Here is a 17,464-nt window from a genome sequence, read left to right as displayed (position 1 = left end):
TCACCTTTTCTCAAAATGATGGTCGTCGTAGTACTTTGAGAAAGAGTGTCCCCACCGGAAACCAAGTCTTCCGAACTCCTCTGCCACCACATGCCCGGGGTATAGCGTCCCGTTAACGGTCGTGTCCAGCACGGCATTTTCAGGCTGGCTGGAGCCGTTTGCGTTTTTCCACCGTAACGGATTGAAACGCGGATTTATATCAATCGCCATTCCCCGGGCGTGCTTTGAATAAGAAACATTGCGGTAACAAAAGCTGTACGTATTGTTGTCCTCCATAGACAAGCTGTCACTCCAGCGGTAATGTACAATGGGAATGGCTTTTTCGATGACGAAATCATTTTCGAGCATAAACACGAACATATCCCGAATGTCGTTTTCGATTTTTTTGTTGGTCAGTATTTGTCCTTGATGCAACCTTTGATCCGTTGATTTATACAGGACATCCATAAGAATCAATTCATCCAGAATAGATTTTGGAGCTTTCGTCCCTGCTGTTGCTTCCTGGAAAGTTAACCGGGAGTCGACAATAACGGAATCCAGGGGTTCAACGGTACCGGCCTGAGTAAGCAGGGAGCCTGTCCGGGTCTGTTCTGTTCCGTTCTTCTTACAGGACTGGACCGAACAGAGCAACACCGCAAATCCGATAAAAAAGAAAACTATGTTGTGTTGACTTTTCAAAGCAAGCGATCATTTCAGCTCAACTCCAGATCAAATTCATCGGATAACTTTTGCAACGAAGGGTTTTTCTGTACCAGTTCATCAAAAATTTCTCTCGAAGTCAGGGGTTTCTTAACCACGGTTGCTTCTGAAATTTTAATGGTCATCGTAATATCATCGTTCTGCAAACTCTCCCGTAAGTAGGCTAAGATTACGTTGCCATAATCATCCAGGTAATTCTTGTTGATTTCCGTGTTCACTTCCACCTCAAAAACAGTGTTTCCCAGCATCTTGGGCTTATAAAGCATCATCGTATTTCTCAGCAGCTTTTCCTCGACCAAATTCTCAGCAAATTCTTGCCAGGCTTTTTGCAACTCTTCTTCGGTAAAGAGCCGGTTGTTCTGCCCGGGTTCCGCCTGCAGAGAAATGCTTTTCTCTACCGGTTTTTCCGGATTCTCTTCCGTCAATGATGACAACGAAACACCCAATCCCGCAATCGTTGTTACAGCTGACTTCTTTTCACCTGGGATTACGGGCAGGGGTTTAATTTCCGGTTTTGGTTCGGAAACAGTCCCGGAAATTTGAACAGGTTGTGTTTTTGTTTTCGGATGAACTTTTTCCGATGGAGTCACGGGGTTAAGGTTTTTAGGATCTTCGGAATTTTCCGATAACTGACAAAGCTTGATAAGGGTCAGCTCGAGCAACAAGCGTTTGTTTTTACTCATGCGATAGTTCAGGTCGCAATCGTTGGCCATCTCAATGGCTTTATATAAAAACGCGTTACTGCACTGTTTTGCGGTGGCAACATACTTTTCACGAATAGATGCTCCCACTTCGAACAATGTTGCAGTTACGGGATCTTTACAAACCAGTAAATCGCGAAAATGCGACGTTATTCCGCTAATTACATACTGCCCCTCGAATCCCCGGTTCAAAATATCGTTCAGAACCAACAGGCAATCTACCACACTTCCCGCAACGATGGCATCGGTAAGCTTGAAATAGTATTCGAAGTCGAGCACGTTGAGGTTCTCAATCACCGATTTATACGTAACATTTCCCGCTGTATAACTTACTGTTTGATCAAAAATGGAAAGCGCATCACGCATCCCCCCGTCCGCTTTCTGCGCGATGATGTTTAATGCTTCGGGTTCGGCAGAAACATTTTCCTTCTGCGCAACATATTGTAAATGATTCACCATATCGGCAACGCTGATGCGGTTGAAATCATACACCTGGCAGCGTGAAAGAATGGTAGGAATAATTTTATGCTTCTCCGTAGTTGCCAAAATGAAAATAGCATGTGCAGGAGGCTCCTCCAGTGTTTTGAGAAAAGAGTTGAATGCCGATGTGGAGAGCATATGAACCTCATCTATAATATACACTTTGTATTTCCCTATCTGAGGTGGAATGCGTACCTGATCAATAAGCGAACGGATATCATCCACGGAGTTGTTGGACGCGGCATCCAGTTCGTGAATGTTGTAGGAACGTTGTTCATCGAAAGCCACACACGATTCACATTGATTGCAGGCTTCATGTTCAGGTGTCGGATTCAGGCAGTTGATGGTTTTGGCAAAAATACGGGCACACGTTGTCTTTCCCACACCCCGCGGGCCGCAAAACAGATAAGCATGAGCGAGTTTATTTCCTGTAATGGCATTTTTAAGCGTAGTGGTCAATGCCTCCTGCCCCACCACTGAGCGAAAAGTCACCGGCCTGTATTTCCTCGCCGAAACAACATAATTGTCCATTTTTTCCTGAAATTATGAAAGACAAATGTACGAAAAAAACTCAAAATCTCTATTCATTTGATGAATAGCTTGAGAACTTCAATGAAATTTTTGTACTTTTACACCAAACAAAAAGAGCTATTTCGCTAAGCGAGACAGGGCCAGACTTGCTTGAGCGAAGGCGACTCAAATAGCCTGATGAAACCGAATGAATTATGAATCAATATTCTCTAAAATCATTTTTCGTACTTACCGCTTTTCTTATGATCTATGCCTGCTCATCGAGCAAGAAAGCTCAGATCGACACTATCGGTGAAGATTCTTTGAAACGGGAACAATCCATCGTTCCCGACACCTTTGTTTTGCCATACATCCCTGAAGAGATGACCAATTCCGATGCCCGTGCCGTATATCTTGTGATGCACTACTGGGACAGGTTCGATTTTTCCGACGAAAAGCTCACACTTCGTCCTGAAATTACAGAGCAGGCTTTCGTGGATTATATCAATATTCTTTCTTATGTTCCGTTCGACAGAACCAAAGAATCGCTCAACCACACGTTAAGGAAAGCCGAAGCGAACAACACCATGTATACTTATTTTGGCACGCTGTTCGATAAATATTTCTACGGTGCCAATTCCCCATTCCGCAACGAAGAGTTTTACATTCCCGTTTTGCAGGAGTTGGTAAATTCCGAAATTCTATCCGAAACGGATAAATCCAGGTACCGGTTCCAATTCGAGATGGTAATGAAAAACCGCGTGGGAGAGACGGCCAATGACTTCGCCTACACACTGGCTTCGGGAGAATCACAAAGGATGCACTCCATCAAAAGTGAATACCTTGTTTTGATGTTTTCAAATCCCGGATGTTCTACTTGTGCCTCTGTTACCGATGTGCTAACAAAGTCAGTCACTCTTAACAAGGCTTTTTCAATGAACTCGCCTACCCGCACAATGATAACCGTATTAACCGTTTATCCCGATGCAGATATCGACGAATGGAGATCATATTTACCGCAGATGCCTGCAAACTGGATACACTCGTACGATAAAGAAACAACTATTACCAAACAGAAACTGTACGACATTAAAGCCATTCCAACGCTGTATTTGCTGGACAAAGACAAGAAGGTGATCCTTAAAGACACCTCCATTGAAGCCATTGAGTCGTTTTTTGCAAAGCCTAATTAGTCAGGAACTCCTTTTACCAATAATTTTACACTTCAAACTCCATGGAAATGAAAAAAGAGATACTTTACCTGCTGTTGTTTACGTTAACAACAACGCTGTTTGCCCAGAACTACGATGAAACCAAAGCCGGCAGCTATGTATTACCGGAACTGCTAAAGGCTCAAAACGGCAAAGAAATCGTGTCTGCGGAAGACTGGGACAGGATCCGCCGTCCAGAAATTCTAAAACTTTTTGAGGATAACGTGTACGGGCAGGTTCCCAAGGATTTCGATAAAATCGAATTCAAGGTGTTGGAACAAAACTACAAGGCATTGAACGGAAAGGCCACCTATAAGCAGGTAGCTGTTGACGTTATCCGGAACAAAAAAGTTATTACTGTTCAGGTCCACTTGTTTATCCCCAACAAAATAAAAAAGCCGGTTCCTGTATTCCTGACGATTAACCACCGCGGACTGGATACGATGCAAGCATCACCCGAAAATGAGTTCTGGCCTGCCGAAGAGATTGTGAACTCTGGCTATGCCATTGCCGGATTTGATGTAAAGGACGTCGCACCGGATCACAAAACAGACTACGTAAATCAAATTCTCACCAAACTTTATCCCGAGCAAACCCTGCAACCAAACGGAATGCGTGCATTAGGCGCCTGGGGCTGGGGCGTCAGCCGGATAATCGATTATTTTGAAACCGATAAGGATATAGATGCCAGTAAGGTAATTGTTGTTGGACATTCCCGTGGGGGCAAAGCTGCACTTTGGTGCGGAGCACAAGATAGACGGGTAGCCATTGCCGTATCGAACGAGTCGGGAAACTCGGGCGCAAAAATCTCCCGCAGGAATTTTGGAGAAACAGTGGAAGTAATTACCCGTAACTTCCCGCATTGGTTTGTTCCGGGATATGCTGCTTTCGCCAACAACGAAGGAAACCTGCCTGTTGACCAACATATGCTGCTGGCATTAATGGCTCCCCGGGCAGTCTATGTCGCCAGTGCAGCCGATGATTCGTGGGCGGACCCCAAAGGACAATACCTGGCTCTGGTTGCCGCACAACCGGTTTTCAGCCTGTTTGGCCTCAAAACAAGTTTACCCGCCAACATGCCCCCGAACAACGAACAGGTCATTCAGTTGCCGTTGGGCTTTCATAACCGAGACGGCATCCACAACATGAATCTTTTCGACTGGAAACAGTTCGTCAAGTTTGCCGACGAATATTTTAAGAACAACAACAAAAAATAGAATATAGCATGAAACAAGTATGGTCACTTTTGGGTGCCACGACCGCGGCATTCATTCTGATATCCTGCAGCCAGAAAAAAAGCAGCGATGCATCCAGCGGTTGGACTCCTCTCTTCAACGGAACCGATTTAACCGGTTGGACGGTAAAAATTAAAGGTTACGATGCGGGCGACAATTTCGGCAATACATTCCGGGTGGAAGAAGGCATGATAAAGGTACGTTACGAACAGTATGACTCGTTACGCGACCGTTTCGGCCACCTGTTTTACAACGATGAGTTTTCGCATTATAAACTGCGAGTAGAATACCGTATCGTTGGCGAGCAATGTCCGGGAGCACCCGGATGGGCGTATAAAAACTCCGGAATCATGGTACACGGGCAGACACCGGAGTCAATGGAAAAAGACCAGGATTTTCCCACTTCCATTGAGGTACAGTTGCTGGCCAGCGACTCCCTGGTGCAAAGGACCAATATGAATGTTTGCACACCCGGAACAAATATCGTCATGGACGATCAGTTGATCCTTGATCATTGCATCAACTCTTCCTCGGAAAACTTCTACGGTGAAGATTGGATAACGGCCGAAGTAGAGGTCAGGGGAAACAATGTTATTAGTCATATTATCAACGGCGATACGGTTTTACAGTACAACCGCCCACAGTTGGATGAAAGGGATGCGACCTACGCCAAACTTATCGTGATGAACGGTGGCGACAAAATGCTGAGCAAAGGGACCATCTCGCTTCAAAGCGAAGGGCACCCCATTGATTTTAGGAAAGTGGAGATAATGAAACTGGACGATTGACTTTCTTGACTGAATAAAAAATCCCGCTCTCACGAAAGGAGGCGGGATTTTTTTTTTAATCGGTTACGTTTAGTCCAATTGCGGTCCGGACGCAACTAACGCCAACGCATCGTCGTTGTCGCAATATTGCTCAAAGTTTTTGATATATTTGGCCGCAAGCGATTTGGCTTTTGCTTCCCACTCGGCAACATCAGCGTAAGTATTGCGCGGGTCAAGAATTTCAGTGTCCACATTGTTCAATGCAGTAGGAGCAACCAGATTCAAAATAGGAATGTGAATGGTTTCAGCTTCTTCAATTGAACCATCGATGATGGCGTCAATGATGGCACGTGTATTCTTCAAAGAGATGCGCTTTCCTGTTCCGTTCCAGCCTGTGTTTACCAGGTAAACTTTTGCATTGTGTTCTTGTGCTTTTCCAATCAATGTTTTTGCGTACATAGTCGGGTGCAGGGTCAGGAATGCTTCACCAAATGCGGGAGAGAACGAAGGAACTGGCTCGGTGATACCGCGTTCAGTGCCTGCTAGCTTTGAAGTAAAGCCGGAGAGGAAGTGATATTGAGCTGATTTCTCATCCAAAATAGATACCGGGGGCAATACGCCAAACGCGTCAGCCGACAGGTAAATGATTTTGCTCGCATGTCCTGCGCGAGATGGAGAAACAATTTTACTGATGTGATAGATGGGGTAAGAAACACGTGTGTTCTCTGTTTTTGAAGCGGCAGCGGAGTAATCGGGAGTTCCGTCAGGAAGGACAGTTACGTTTTCCAGCAATGCATCGCGACGAATAGCTCTCCAGATATCGGGTTCTTTGTCTTTTTCCAGATCAATAACCTTGGCGTAGCAACCACCTTCGTAGTTGAATACACCGTGATCGTCCCAGCCGTGCTCGTCGTCACCGATCAGATAACGTTTCGGGTCTGCTGAAAGAGTCGTTTTTCCCGTTCCCGAAAGCCCGAAGAAAATGGCTACGTCTCCTTCTGTACCTACGTTAGCCGAGCAGTGCATAGAAGCAATACCTTTCAATGGCAAATAATAGTTCATAAGGGCAAAAATACCTTTTTTCATTTCACCTCCGTACCAGGTACCGCCGATTACCTGCATCTTACGAGTAAGATCAAACAACGTAAATACTTCTGAATTCAGACCTTGTTCTTTCCAGTTTGGATTGCTGGTTTTGGAACCGTTTAAGCTAACAAAATCAGGCTCACCATAGTTTGCCAGCTCGTAGTGTGAAGGACGAATAAACATATTGGTCACAAAGTGTGCCTGCCAGGCTACTTCCATCACAAAACGCACTTTCATACGGGTATCTTCGTTGGTGCCGCAGAACGTATCAACAACATACAATTTTTTAGCTGTTGAAAGCTGAGTTGTCACGAGATCTTTACAGTGGTCGAACACCTCGGGAGTAGTCGGGCGGTTGATGGTACCGTCCCACCAAAGCGTGTCTCTGGTAGTGTCGTCCATTACGATGAATTTGTCTTTGGGTGAGCGGCCTGTAAATTTTCCGGTATCCACTGCTACTGCACCGGTTGAAGTCAGCACGCCTTTTTCAAAACCTTCATTGGCCGGATCAATTTCCGCCTGAAATAACTCTTCGTAAGTAGGATTGTGAAGGATCTCGAAGTTGCCTACAATTCCATACTTGCTTAAATCTAAATTTGCCATGTTAATAATAATTGTTTGTGAATATAAATGTGTGAATAAATCTCTATCTGCTCAAACCGTTTTACTTGTGAATAACATCCTAAAACATCAACGATATCCTAAAACGGCGACAAAAATAATTAATTAAGTTGAGATAATAAAGTAATTAAAGAAAAATTTCTTTAATTATTCCTGTTTTAACCCAAATTTCTTTCCTGAGAAAAAAACACTCAAGTAAATGGAACAAAAAAACGGTGAAAATGTTTATCGTTGAGACCAAAAATATTACCTTTGTTTTTCGAAAAAAGATAGTATGAACAATTTGTTATTACAACAATGAATGTAATTGATTTTTCGAAAAACAACTCACTCCTGAATTCTTTTGTCCGTGAAATAAGAGACATAACCATCCAGAACGACAGGCTCAGATTCCGTAGAAATTTAGAAAGGATCGGTGAAATAATGGCTTATGAAATCAGTAAGGATTTAAGCTACAAAACAATATCCGTAACCACCCCTCTCGACGTGGCCGAAGTTTCTGTCCCCGATGAAGAGATTGTTATCGGCACCATTTTACGGGCAGGATTACCTTATCATCATGGCGTGCTGAACTATTTTGATTGTGCCGGAAATGCGTTTGTGTCGGCTTACCGGAAATACAAGGAAACAGGGCATCAATCGTTTGATATTCATATCGAATACATTGCCTCGCCCAGTATTGATGGAAAAACGCTTATCCTTACCGATCCAATGCTGGCCACAGGAAGCAGCATGGAGCTGACGTACAGATCTTTACTAACGAAGGGAACACCTCGGAGGATTCATATTGCATCCATTATTGCCAGCCAGCAGGCTGTGGATTATTGCACCCAACATTTTCCTGAAGATAAAACCACCATATGGGTCGCAGCTATTGATCCGGAATTAAATGAATCCTCTTATATCGTACCGGGAATTGGCGATGCAGGCGATTTGGCCTACGGGGAGAAGATTTAGGTTGATAGACTACTACTCATAAAATTTTTTCTCAAAAGCGTTGAATTCTCCTTTTTTCAGGATTAATCGTTTCCAGATCGCAGAGATGAATCCTGCACCGTATCCGAAAAGTTGTGTCCAGGCAGCTGCAATACTGTAAAAGCCGACCCTCAACGAGTTGTTTCTTGCGGTTGAGTCGATCAGTACCAGCAAGCTGTATAATGCGGGAGCAAGCACAACGACCGGGTAAAAAAAGGATAAAAGCAGGGAAAGAACCATCACTGTTACGAAGAACGATGGCAGAAAGTGTACTAATCTTAATGAACCCGGGTGCGCCAGGTGCAAATTGATCCGGGCTATTCCTGAATTGTAAACTTGCTTGAAAAACTGCCTGAAGGTCGACCGGCGTTTATGATAAACATATGCTTCGGGAATAAGTGCCGTTCCAAATCCTTTTTTAAGCAGCCGGAGGCTGAAATCGATGTCTTCCCCAAAACGCATCTTACCGTACCCGCCAAGGGCTTCGAACGCTTTTTTGGAGACCCCCAGGTTGAAACTCCGGGGATGAAACTTATCCATCGATTTTTTTCCGCCGCGAATACCTCCGGTAGTAAAAAAAGAGGTCATGGAATAATTTATAGCTTTCTGTACCGTTGTAAAAGAGGGCAACGCATTATCAGGGCCACCGTAGGCATCAACAAAATTCCTTTCCAGGTAAAAAGAGACATACTCCATGTAGTGTTCGGGGATAATACAGTCGGAATCAAAAAAAATGAGGTAGTCATACTTCGCTTTTTTGGCACCAGCGTTTCGGGTCAGCCCAGGACCGGAATTAGGTTTCTCAAAATAAACAACAGGGAGTTGCGATACATATTTCTGGACTATACCATCGCACTTCTCAGACGACCCATCTTCGGCAATGATTACTTCAAAATTCTTGCCGGATTGTCGGGTTAAACTGTCTAAAAGCTCGTCAACTTCTTCCGGACGATTGTAAACAGGGATAACAACAGAAAAATTCATGTTCACGAAATTGGAATTACAGTGCAAAACTAATTAAATTAAATGATTTTATCTGTAATCCCAGCCATTTCTGTGATTTTATAAAAAGTATTAAAAATATGTGAAAATATATAGAATTCTTAAAATTAATCTTTATCTTTGTCAACTTTCAACGTTTTACTATTTCGGGAGGAACAGTTGGAAAATCAGGGAAAGGTAAAGCTGAGTTAGAAGAAACAAAAAAATCAATCGAGTGAAGTTTGTAAAGTTGTCCATATTAATCATTATCTGCACATTGTTGTTTTCCTGCAAAAACAACGAAAATGGGGTTGCGCTTAAAGGTGACATCTCCAGCCTGGAAAATCCCCAGGTTCTGGTTTCTTATTTCGCCGGCGATACCCTCGCTATCGACACCATCATGAGCGATAAACGCGGCAGATTTACGTATAAAAATACTATAGATACCCTTACTGTATTTTCGTTGTATTTCAACAACCAAAGTTCTTCAGTCATGGTTTTTGCCCATCCGAAAGATAACATATCCATCAAAGGGGATGCGCAACTGTCCGATTTAATCAAAGTAAACGGAAACGAAATAAACAACGACCTCACGTTGTTTAAAGAATCAAACAAAGAGCTGCTTCAACAACGTACGCTTTTACTTCGTAACCTGAAAGAAGAAAAAGAATCGAACTCCGCGTCCAATAATAGGATCTTAGCCAATGCTGACGAAATAGCCAAGATCAACTCTTTCAATCAGGAGTTGACATTAAATGCCGAAGAGCAGGTCAAAAAAAATCCCACAAAAATATCGAGCCTGATTCTTATCAACGAGTTTTTTGCCAACTCGGAAAATCCGAAAGGGTTTAGCCGTGTATTGGAATATATGCAGGGGGATATACTGAAATCGAAAATGGGGTTGAACCTGAAGGCTTATTCCGAAAAAATCAACCGCTCCGCAGAAGGTTCATCTATGCCTTACTTCCGGCTGGTTGATAAATCGGGCGACACCATACAATCGTACGATTACCGGGGAAAATACCTCTTGTTGTCTTTCATCTCAACTACAGGAATCGACTCCCGCGAAACGATTCAATCACTCAAGCAAACCTACAGGGATGTTAACAAAGACAGCGTGGAGTTCATTTCCGTATATATCGATTCCGATATTTATCCCATCAGTTATATTGAAAACGATTCTATCCCGTGGACCGTTGTACCGGAGAAAAAAAGCTGGGCTTCAGACATCGTGGAAGCATACAATATTGAGTTCATTCCGAACAATATCCTTATTTCCCCTGCCGGCATCATCAGCGACAGAAACGTCCCGGCCATCGCAGTGGAAAATGCACTTAAAAATTCTGTAAAAAACAATCGTTAAATGCCATGCTGGTCAAGGTTTTTGGTGCGGCAGTACAAGGTATAAATGCCACACTTATAACTATTGAGGTAAATTGCACAAAGGGGATCAAGTTCTTTCTGGTGGGTTTGCCCGATGCATCAGTGAAAGAAAGCCACAAAAGGATTGTATCCGCCATTCAGGTAAGCGGTTTTAAGTATCCCCGGCAACAAATTGTGATCAACATGTCTCCGGCGGATATCCGGAAGGAGGGATCAGCTTACGACCTACCCCTGGCGATAGGCATACTGGCCACCTCCGAAACCATTATGGCGGATAAACTGCCCGATTACCTTATCATGGGTGAGTTATCGCTCGACGGAAATATCCTGCCCATCAAAGGTGCCTTACCTATAGCTATCATGGCTAAGGAAAACGGATTCAAAGGGTTCATCCTTCCTACGGAAAATGCTAAAGAAGCAGCTGTTGTGGAAGGATTGGAGGTTTACGGGGTAGAAAATATCCGTCAGGTCGTCGGTTTTGCAAACAATGAACTTGAGCTTGAAAAAACAACCGCAGATATAGGGCAGGAGTTTTTGCAGAGCCAGTCGAATTTCGAGTTCGACTTCAGCGATGTAAAAGGACAGGAAAATGTGAAACGCGCGTTGGAAGTAGCGGCTGCAGGTAGCCACAATATAATTATGGTAGGGCCTCCCGGCGCAGGGAAATCGATGATGGCGAAACGAATGCCCTCTATCCTCCCCCCTTTCAGCCTTGAAGAGGCACTCGAAACCACAAAGATACACAGCGTTGCCGGCAAACTGGAAAAAGGCATCTCCCTTATGTCGCGCAGGCCATTCCGGTCCCCACACCATACCATCAGTAATGTAGCCATGGTCGGTGGCGGAGCCGATCCTCAACCGGGTGAAATCAGTTTGGCCCACAACGGAGTGCTGTTTTTGGATGAACTTCCGGAGTTTAATCGAAATGTTCTCGAAGTGATGCGTCAGCCATTGGAAAACCGAAAAATAACAATTTCCCGCGCCAAATATTCCGTGGAGTACCCTGCGAGCTTTATGATGGTTTCGGCCATGAATCCCTGCCCTTGTGGTTATTACAACCATCCCGATAAAGCGTGTGTCTGTCCGGGAGGAGCCGTACAGAAATATTTAAACAGAATCTCAGGACCTTTACTGGACAGGATCGATATCCATATCGAAATCGTACCGGTCGCGTTCGAAAAGCTATCCGACAGCACTCCGGCCGAACGCAGTGCAGAAATCAGTAAACGTGTGGTAAAAGCCCGCCGGATTCAGGCGGAACGGTTTAGAAAAACTCCCGGCATATATTGCAATGCGCAAATGACATCGAGAATGCTGCTCGAATATGCTACTCCCGATGCAGCGGGACTGCAATTACTCAGAACCGCCATGGACAGGCTTAGCCTATCGGCAAGGGCCTACGACAGGATACTGAAAGTTTCCCGGACCATTGCCGATCTGGAAGCCAGCCCCCATGTCTTACCGGTTCATCTGGCGGAAGCAATCAACTACCGCAATCTCGACAGGGAGGTTTGGGCGGGGTGATTTGAAACGGAAAGAAGTAAGGAGAAAGAATGAAAGAAAAAGATACAATATATGAGAACCTGTTTCGAAAAGTTGCTTTTCGGGACGATGAGCAGGCCTTCAGGGAACTTTTTCTCGAATTTTATCCGGCACTGTGTGTATTTGCCATGCGGTATATCACACAGGAAGAAACAGCCAGAGACGTTGTGCAGGATGTTTTTTTTAAAATTTGGAAAAACCGGAAAAGCATGGATATAACCGTTTCTTTTCGCAATTTTCTGATTACTTCCGTCCGCAACCATTGTACGGACTATCTACGGAAGCAGGAAGTAGAAAACCGCTATCAAGAAGAAAACATGTTGTCTGTCATTCACACTTCACCGGAAGAAGTATATACCTTAAAAGAGTTGGAAACCACTATTGGCGAAGCATTGGCAAAACTACCGCCCAACGTGCGTGAAGCGTTCGAGATGAGTCGCTTTAAGGGAATGACCTACCTTGCCATAGCCGATAAAATGGAGGTTTCCCCAAAAACCATTGAATCCTATATCAGTAGGGCATTAAAAATTTTACGCATTGAATTGCGTGATTACCTAACCTTTTTACTGCTGTTTATATAGATATTCCTTTTCACCCCACATTGTTAAATTTTTACTTTCCTTAAAAAACTTCACTTTTTTTATAGGGTAACCCGGGAGTTGTTCGTCAAGTATATATAAATGTCAAAAACGAGATGATTGAAAAGGAGAATCCCAATTCTTTGAATGCTTTACTGGAGAACTACGAGAAACAAAAAACGATAGACGCTGCAGCTGATTGGGAACAATTGCGGAAACGCATCACGTCCGATCGGAACAGGCGCTTGTTCTTCAACTACCTGAGAAATACGGCCGCGATTCTTCTTCCCCTGTTTCTGGTATACCAGTATACGCTCTATCCCATTCTCAAAAAAAGCGGGTCCATCGTAGAAACCATTACGGTCACCTCTGCTCCGGGGATGGTGACAAAAACCATACTTCCGGACGGAAGCGAAGTATGGCTGAATGCGTTAAGCTCACTTACCTATCCACAACGTTTCACAGAAAAAGAACGCAGGGTTCAACTTTCTGGAGAAGCTTATTTCAAAGTAACCTCCGACAAGAAACACCGTTTTAATGTGGAAACACCCCAGAAAATGGTCGTCAGCGCTTACGGAACGGAATTTAACGTAAATGCATATGAAAATGAAGCAACCCACGAAGTTACTTTGGCAAGCGGGCATGTAGAGGTCTCTTCTGAAATCGGCTCAAAAGCAACGGAAACGTTGGTGGTTGACGAAAAGGCGATCCTCCAGGTTAAAACCGGTAATATCCATGTGGTAACGGCAGATACCTATGTAGAAACAGCCTGGAAAGACGGGAAAATGGTGTTCCGCCGGGAAAAACTGGATAAGATTGCAACCAGGCTCTCGCGCAAATTCGGAGTAGATATACGTCTTGAGGGCAACAGGCTTAAAGGGTATGAATACACGGCCACTTTTACCGACGAGACGCTCGAGGACATCCTCGACCTGCTGAAACGGTCGGCCCCCATTACCTATTCCATATCCAAACAAAAACAGTTAAACAATAAAACATTCACACGAAGAGAAGTAATCATAAAATCGAAATAAGGAGGACCGCCTATGACAAGATAAATACCAATTGAAATACAAAAAAAACGGGAGAGTAAATACCCCTCCCGCCCATGATTTACATTGCCATCGCGGAAAATCTCACCTCACCGCCAGGCAATCAATTACTAAACCCATAAAATGAATTTAATAACAATGTAAAAGTATGAATAATAAATCAATCAACCAAAAAGCACACCTTTTTTATGCTTTATTAAAAAAAATCCCTATTGCTATGAGAATAACGCTTTTACTACTGCTCGTGCTCACTTTTCAACTGCAAGCTGAACACATCTATTCTCAAGACGCCAAAATTTCGCTGGACATGAAAAATTCAACCATCGAGAAAGTATTGCAAACCATTGAGGAGAAATCCGATTATTACTTCCTGTACAACAACCGGTTAATTAATGTTGACCGGAAGGTGAGCGTACGGGTAAGGAATGCCGCTATTTCCGCTGTACTGGAGAGGCTTTTTAAATCTGAAAATGTGGACTATGAAGTGAAAGGTTCGCAAATCATCCTTTCTCCCAAGGAAATATATAGTCAAATAAACACCGTTACCGAAGCAATACAGCAGCAGAAAAAAACCATTAGCGGAACCATTGTTGATGCAGCCGGTGTACCTATTATAGGCGCCAACATTATTGAAGCTGGAACAACCAACGGAACCGTTACAGATGTGGACGGAGGATTTTCACTAAGTGTAGAAGACAATGCTACTATTCATATTTCGTATATCGGATACTTGGAGCAAAGTATAGCCACTGCCGGAAAATCCGTTTTTAACATTACTCTTATAGAAGATACACAGGCATTAGAGGAAGTGGTTGTTGTGGGATATGGAACAATGAAGAAAGTCAATCTGACGGGAGCTGTTGCTACCGTTGACGGAAAGATCCTTGAAAATAGACCGGTTGCAAATGTTTCGCAGGCCTTACAAGGAGTAATTCCTAATCTGAACATTACTACCACATCTCGAGGCGGGGAGTTAGGCAACGACCTGAATTGGAACATCAGAGGCACAACTAGTATTTCTGGTGGAGCGCCCTATATACTGGTAGATAATATACCGGTAGATATAATGGATATTAACCCCAACGACATTGAAAGTATATCGGTATTAAAAGATGCAGCTTCTTCTGCTATTTATGGCTCGAGAGCAGCTTATGGTGTTATATTAATAACGACAAAGAAAGGCAATAAAGACGATAAGATTAAACTCAATTATTCTAATAACTTCAGTTGGGTTTCTCCAACTTCTTTACCGAAAATGTCATCTTCAATTGATTTCGCAAATTCTTGGAATTATGCCGCTGAAAATTCGGGTAGATCTCCATTATTTAATGAAGAAGGTCTGAAATTGATCAGACAATATATTGAGGATCCGGTCAATACTCCCCCCACCCAACGCTATGCTCCGAATCATGCTAAATGGAACAGATGGGGCGCCTACACCTTATCAAATGCGAATGTAGATTGGTACCCAGTCTGGTTTAAAAAGAACGCATTACATCAAACACACTCATTGAATGTAAGTGGAGGTACCCAAAAAGCGACCTATTATGCATCTATGGGTTATCTGGATCAAGAAGGTATGTTGAATTTTGGGGAAGATACTTACAAACGTTATAATATCAATGCAAATATTTCACTTGAAATAACTGATTGGTTTAAATTCAAGCTTGACTCAAAATATACCAGACGAGATAGAAAATACCCCAACACAAAACAGGAATCTTCAGATGCCAAAGGGGCTATCTATAATAATATTGCCAGGATGTGGCCAACAATGCCGGTTTATGACCCTAATGGATATATTTACGACAGAAATCAAATTCTTCCTTTACTAGATGGAGGAACAAAAGATAGTTGGAACAATTACTGGGTTACATTGGGAGCAGAGCTGCAATTCTCAAAAGACTGGCTTTATTATTTTGATTATAGTTTCAATAACACAAATTTTGAATCTTTTAATCATAAGCCTATTATTTATGGGTATAATGTTGATGAAACAACATTTATTCTAATAAGTCCCAATTCAGTTGCAAAAAGCTACAGCAATGACAATTATTCAACAATTAATACTTATACCACTTACGAAAAATCAATTCAAGACAATAATTTTAAAGTAATGGGTGGATATCAACAAGAATTGCAAACCTATGGCAGTCTTTACGGAACCAGAAAAAATTTAATCTCTGATAATGTTCCTTCAATATCAACCGCGACAGATGAAGTACCCGGTATTGACGATTCTTCGGGTCATTGGTCAACACAAGGATTTTTCGGAAGATTGAATTATGATTACAACGGTAAATATTTGGCCGAAATAAATTTTAGATATGATGGTTCATCACGATTCCAATCTGAGAGAAGATGGGGATTTTTCCCCTCTATATCCTTAGGTTACCGCATTTCTGAAGAACATTACTGGAAAAGTCTGAAAAATAATGTCACTAATTTAAAACTTCGATTTTCATATGGAGAACTGGGCAATCAAGATGTAGCGAACTATCTATATATAAGCACAATACCTGTACGAAGTAATCTGCCTTATTATATTAATAATGGAAGACCTTTATATTCAGAGTCTCCAAATTTAATTAGCGCCGATTTAACCTGGGAAACTTCATCCACAATTGATTTGGGAATCGATGCAGGTCTTTTTAATAATAAATTAAACGTAATTTTTGATTGGTATAAAAGAATTACTAAAGATATGTTCGGCCCATCGGAGGCCCTTCCTGCCGTTATTGGGACAGCTATTCCCAAGAAAAACAATGCTTCTTTGGAAACAAAAGGTTTTGAGTTAAGTATCGGATGGAATGATAAAATAAATTCCGATTTCAGTTATAATGTTGCATTTATTTTATCTGACTATAATACGGTAATTACTGAATACAACAATCCAACAAAAATACTGACAACCTATTACGAAGGAATGCAAATAGGTGAGATATGGGGTTATACCTCCGGAGGATTGTTTACTTCTGATGATGATGCAACAGACTGGACATCCAAAGTCAGCCAGCAATATTTGTATAGTAAGTGGACTGAAGGAGATATGAGGTATGTTGATATAAACAATGATGGTAAAATAGATATTGGAGAAAACACTTTTGATGATCCAGGTGACCGGTCAATAATAGGAAATTCAACACCACGGTTCTCTTATGGAATAAATATGGGACTTAATTGGAAAGGTTTAAATTTTCTTGTGTTATTCCAAGGAATTGGCAGAAGAGATTTAGCTCTTCCTGGAAATATGTTCTTCGGATTTGCTGGAGATGAATGGGGCAGCAGTTCATTTGTTCAGCATTTAGATCATTGGACTCCCGAAAACAAAGATGCTTTTTACCCAAAACCGTATATGTCGTCAGAACATAACAAGAACACACAAACTCAAACCCGATATTTGCAAGATGGAAGTTACTTACGTTTAAAAAACGCACAAATAGGTTATACTGTTCCTAAAACAATCTCACAAAAGATATTTTTAGAAAAAATACATCTCTATTTTTCTGGAGATAATTTATTTACATATACTAAATTATCAAAAATCTTTGATCCGGAAGGAATAAGTGGTGATTTTGGGACAGGAAAAATATATCCTATTAGTAAGTCTATTTCATTGGGCGCAAATATCACATTTTAAAAA

13 protein-coding genes are annotated in these 17,464 nt (G+C 42.4%); 9 read left to right on the top strand and 4 right to left on the bottom strand.

Features of this window, described 5'->3' with window-relative positions; translation table 11 throughout:
- The gene (locus AACM02_RS02960; protein WP_339116035.1) at nt 1-678 is read right to left on the bottom strand and encodes a M15 family metallopeptidase; all 678 of its coding nucleotides are present in this window, start codon (nt 676-678) and stop codon (nt 1-3) included.
- A 14-nt stretch (nt 679-692) separates the two neighbouring features.
- Nucleotides 693-2,411: a DNA polymerase III subunit gamma/tau gene (locus AACM02_RS02955; protein ID WP_339116034.1), complete on the bottom strand. Its 1,719-nt coding sequence runs from the start codon at nt 2,409-2,411 to the stop codon at nt 693-695.
- A 194-nt stretch (nt 2,412-2,605) separates the two neighbouring features.
- On the opposite strand from AACM02_RS02955, the gene AACM02_RS02950 reads away from it, so the two are divergent.
- Genes AACM02_RS02950 through AACM02_RS02940 form a run of 3 tightly spaced genes read left to right on the top strand, consistent with a single transcriptional unit; the run spans nt 2,606 to nt 5,624 of the window.
- The gene (locus AACM02_RS02950; protein ID WP_339116033.1) at nt 2,606-3,583 is read left to right on the top strand and encodes a DUF5106 domain-containing protein; all 978 of its coding nucleotides are present in this window, start codon (nt 2,606-2,608) and stop codon (nt 3,581-3,583) included.
- A gap of 47 nt (nt 3,584-3,630) precedes the next feature.
- Complete coding sequence (locus tag AACM02_RS02945; RefSeq protein ID WP_214062513.1) at nt 3,631-4,818, top strand: acetylxylan esterase; 1,188 nt, start codon at nt 3,631-3,633, stop codon at nt 4,816-4,818.
- Nucleotides 4,819-4,826: 8 nt separating this feature from the next.
- Nucleotides 4,827-5,624: a DUF1080 domain-containing protein gene (locus AACM02_RS02940; protein ID WP_339116032.1), complete on the top strand. Its 798-nt coding sequence runs from the start codon at nt 4,827-4,829 to the stop codon at nt 5,622-5,624.
- 69 nt (nt 5,625-5,693) lie between these two features.
- Here AACM02_RS02940 and pckA read toward each other — a convergent pair whose 3' ends face one another.
- Nucleotides 5,694-7,292 carry a phosphoenolpyruvate carboxykinase (ATP) gene (gene pckA, locus AACM02_RS02935; RefSeq protein WP_339116031.1) on the bottom strand — a complete coding sequence of 533 codons (1,599 nt, stop codon included), beginning with the start codon at nt 7,290-7,292 and terminating at the stop codon, nt 5,694-5,696.
- A 315-nt stretch (nt 7,293-7,607) separates the two neighbouring features.
- Between pckA and upp the strand changes: the two genes are divergently transcribed.
- Nucleotides 7,608-8,267: a uracil phosphoribosyltransferase gene (gene upp, locus AACM02_RS02930; protein ID WP_339116030.1), complete on the top strand. Its 660-nt coding sequence runs from the start codon at nt 7,608-7,610 to the stop codon at nt 8,265-8,267.
- Between the two features lie 12 nt (nt 8,268-8,279).
- On the opposite strand, the gene AACM02_RS02925 is transcribed toward upp, so the two are convergent.
- Nucleotides 8,280-9,269, bottom strand: a complete 990-nt coding sequence (locus tag AACM02_RS02925; RefSeq protein ID WP_339116029.1) for a glycosyltransferase — start codon at nt 9,267-9,269, stop codon at nt 8,280-8,282.
- Nucleotides 9,270-9,501: 232 nt separating this feature from the next.
- Between AACM02_RS02925 and AACM02_RS02920 the strand changes: the two genes are divergently transcribed.
- From AACM02_RS02920 to AACM02_RS02900, 5 genes are all read left to right on the top strand, one after another.
- Nucleotides 9,502-10,629, top strand: a complete 1,128-nt coding sequence (locus AACM02_RS02920; RefSeq protein WP_339116028.1) for a DUF4369 domain-containing protein — start codon at nt 9,502-9,504, stop codon at nt 10,627-10,629.
- A gap of 5 nt (nt 10,630-10,634) precedes the next feature.
- Nucleotides 10,635-12,173 carry a YifB family Mg chelatase-like AAA ATPase gene (locus AACM02_RS02915; protein ID WP_339116027.1) on the top strand — a complete coding sequence of 513 codons (1,539 nt, stop codon included), beginning with the start codon at nt 10,635-10,637 and terminating at the stop codon, nt 12,171-12,173.
- 29 nt (nt 12,174-12,202) lie between these two features.
- Entirely contained in the window at nt 12,203-12,772 is a 570-nt protein-coding gene (locus AACM02_RS02910) for an RNA polymerase sigma-70 factor (RefSeq protein WP_339116026.1), read from the top strand.
- Between the two features lie 113 nt (nt 12,773-12,885).
- Nucleotides 12,886-13,803, top strand: coding sequence for a FecR domain-containing protein (locus AACM02_RS02905; protein WP_339116025.1), 918 nt, complete (start codon nt 12,886-12,888; stop codon nt 13,801-13,803).
- A gap of 166 nt (nt 13,804-13,969) precedes the next feature.
- Nucleotides 13,970-17,461: a TonB-dependent receptor gene (locus tag AACM02_RS02900; protein WP_339116024.1), complete on the top strand. Its 3,492-nt coding sequence runs from the start codon at nt 13,970-13,972 to the stop codon at nt 17,459-17,461.
- The last annotated feature ends 3 nt before the right edge of the window (nt 17,462-17,464 follow it).

This window comes from Petrimonas sp. (genome assembly GCF_963921705.1).
Classification (GTDB): domain Bacteria; phylum Bacteroidota; class Bacteroidia; order Bacteroidales; family Dysgonomonadaceae; genus Petrimonas; species Petrimonas sulfuriphila.
Note: the sequence above shows the minus strand (reverse complement) of the source record. Positions and strands in the feature narration are given on the sequence as shown.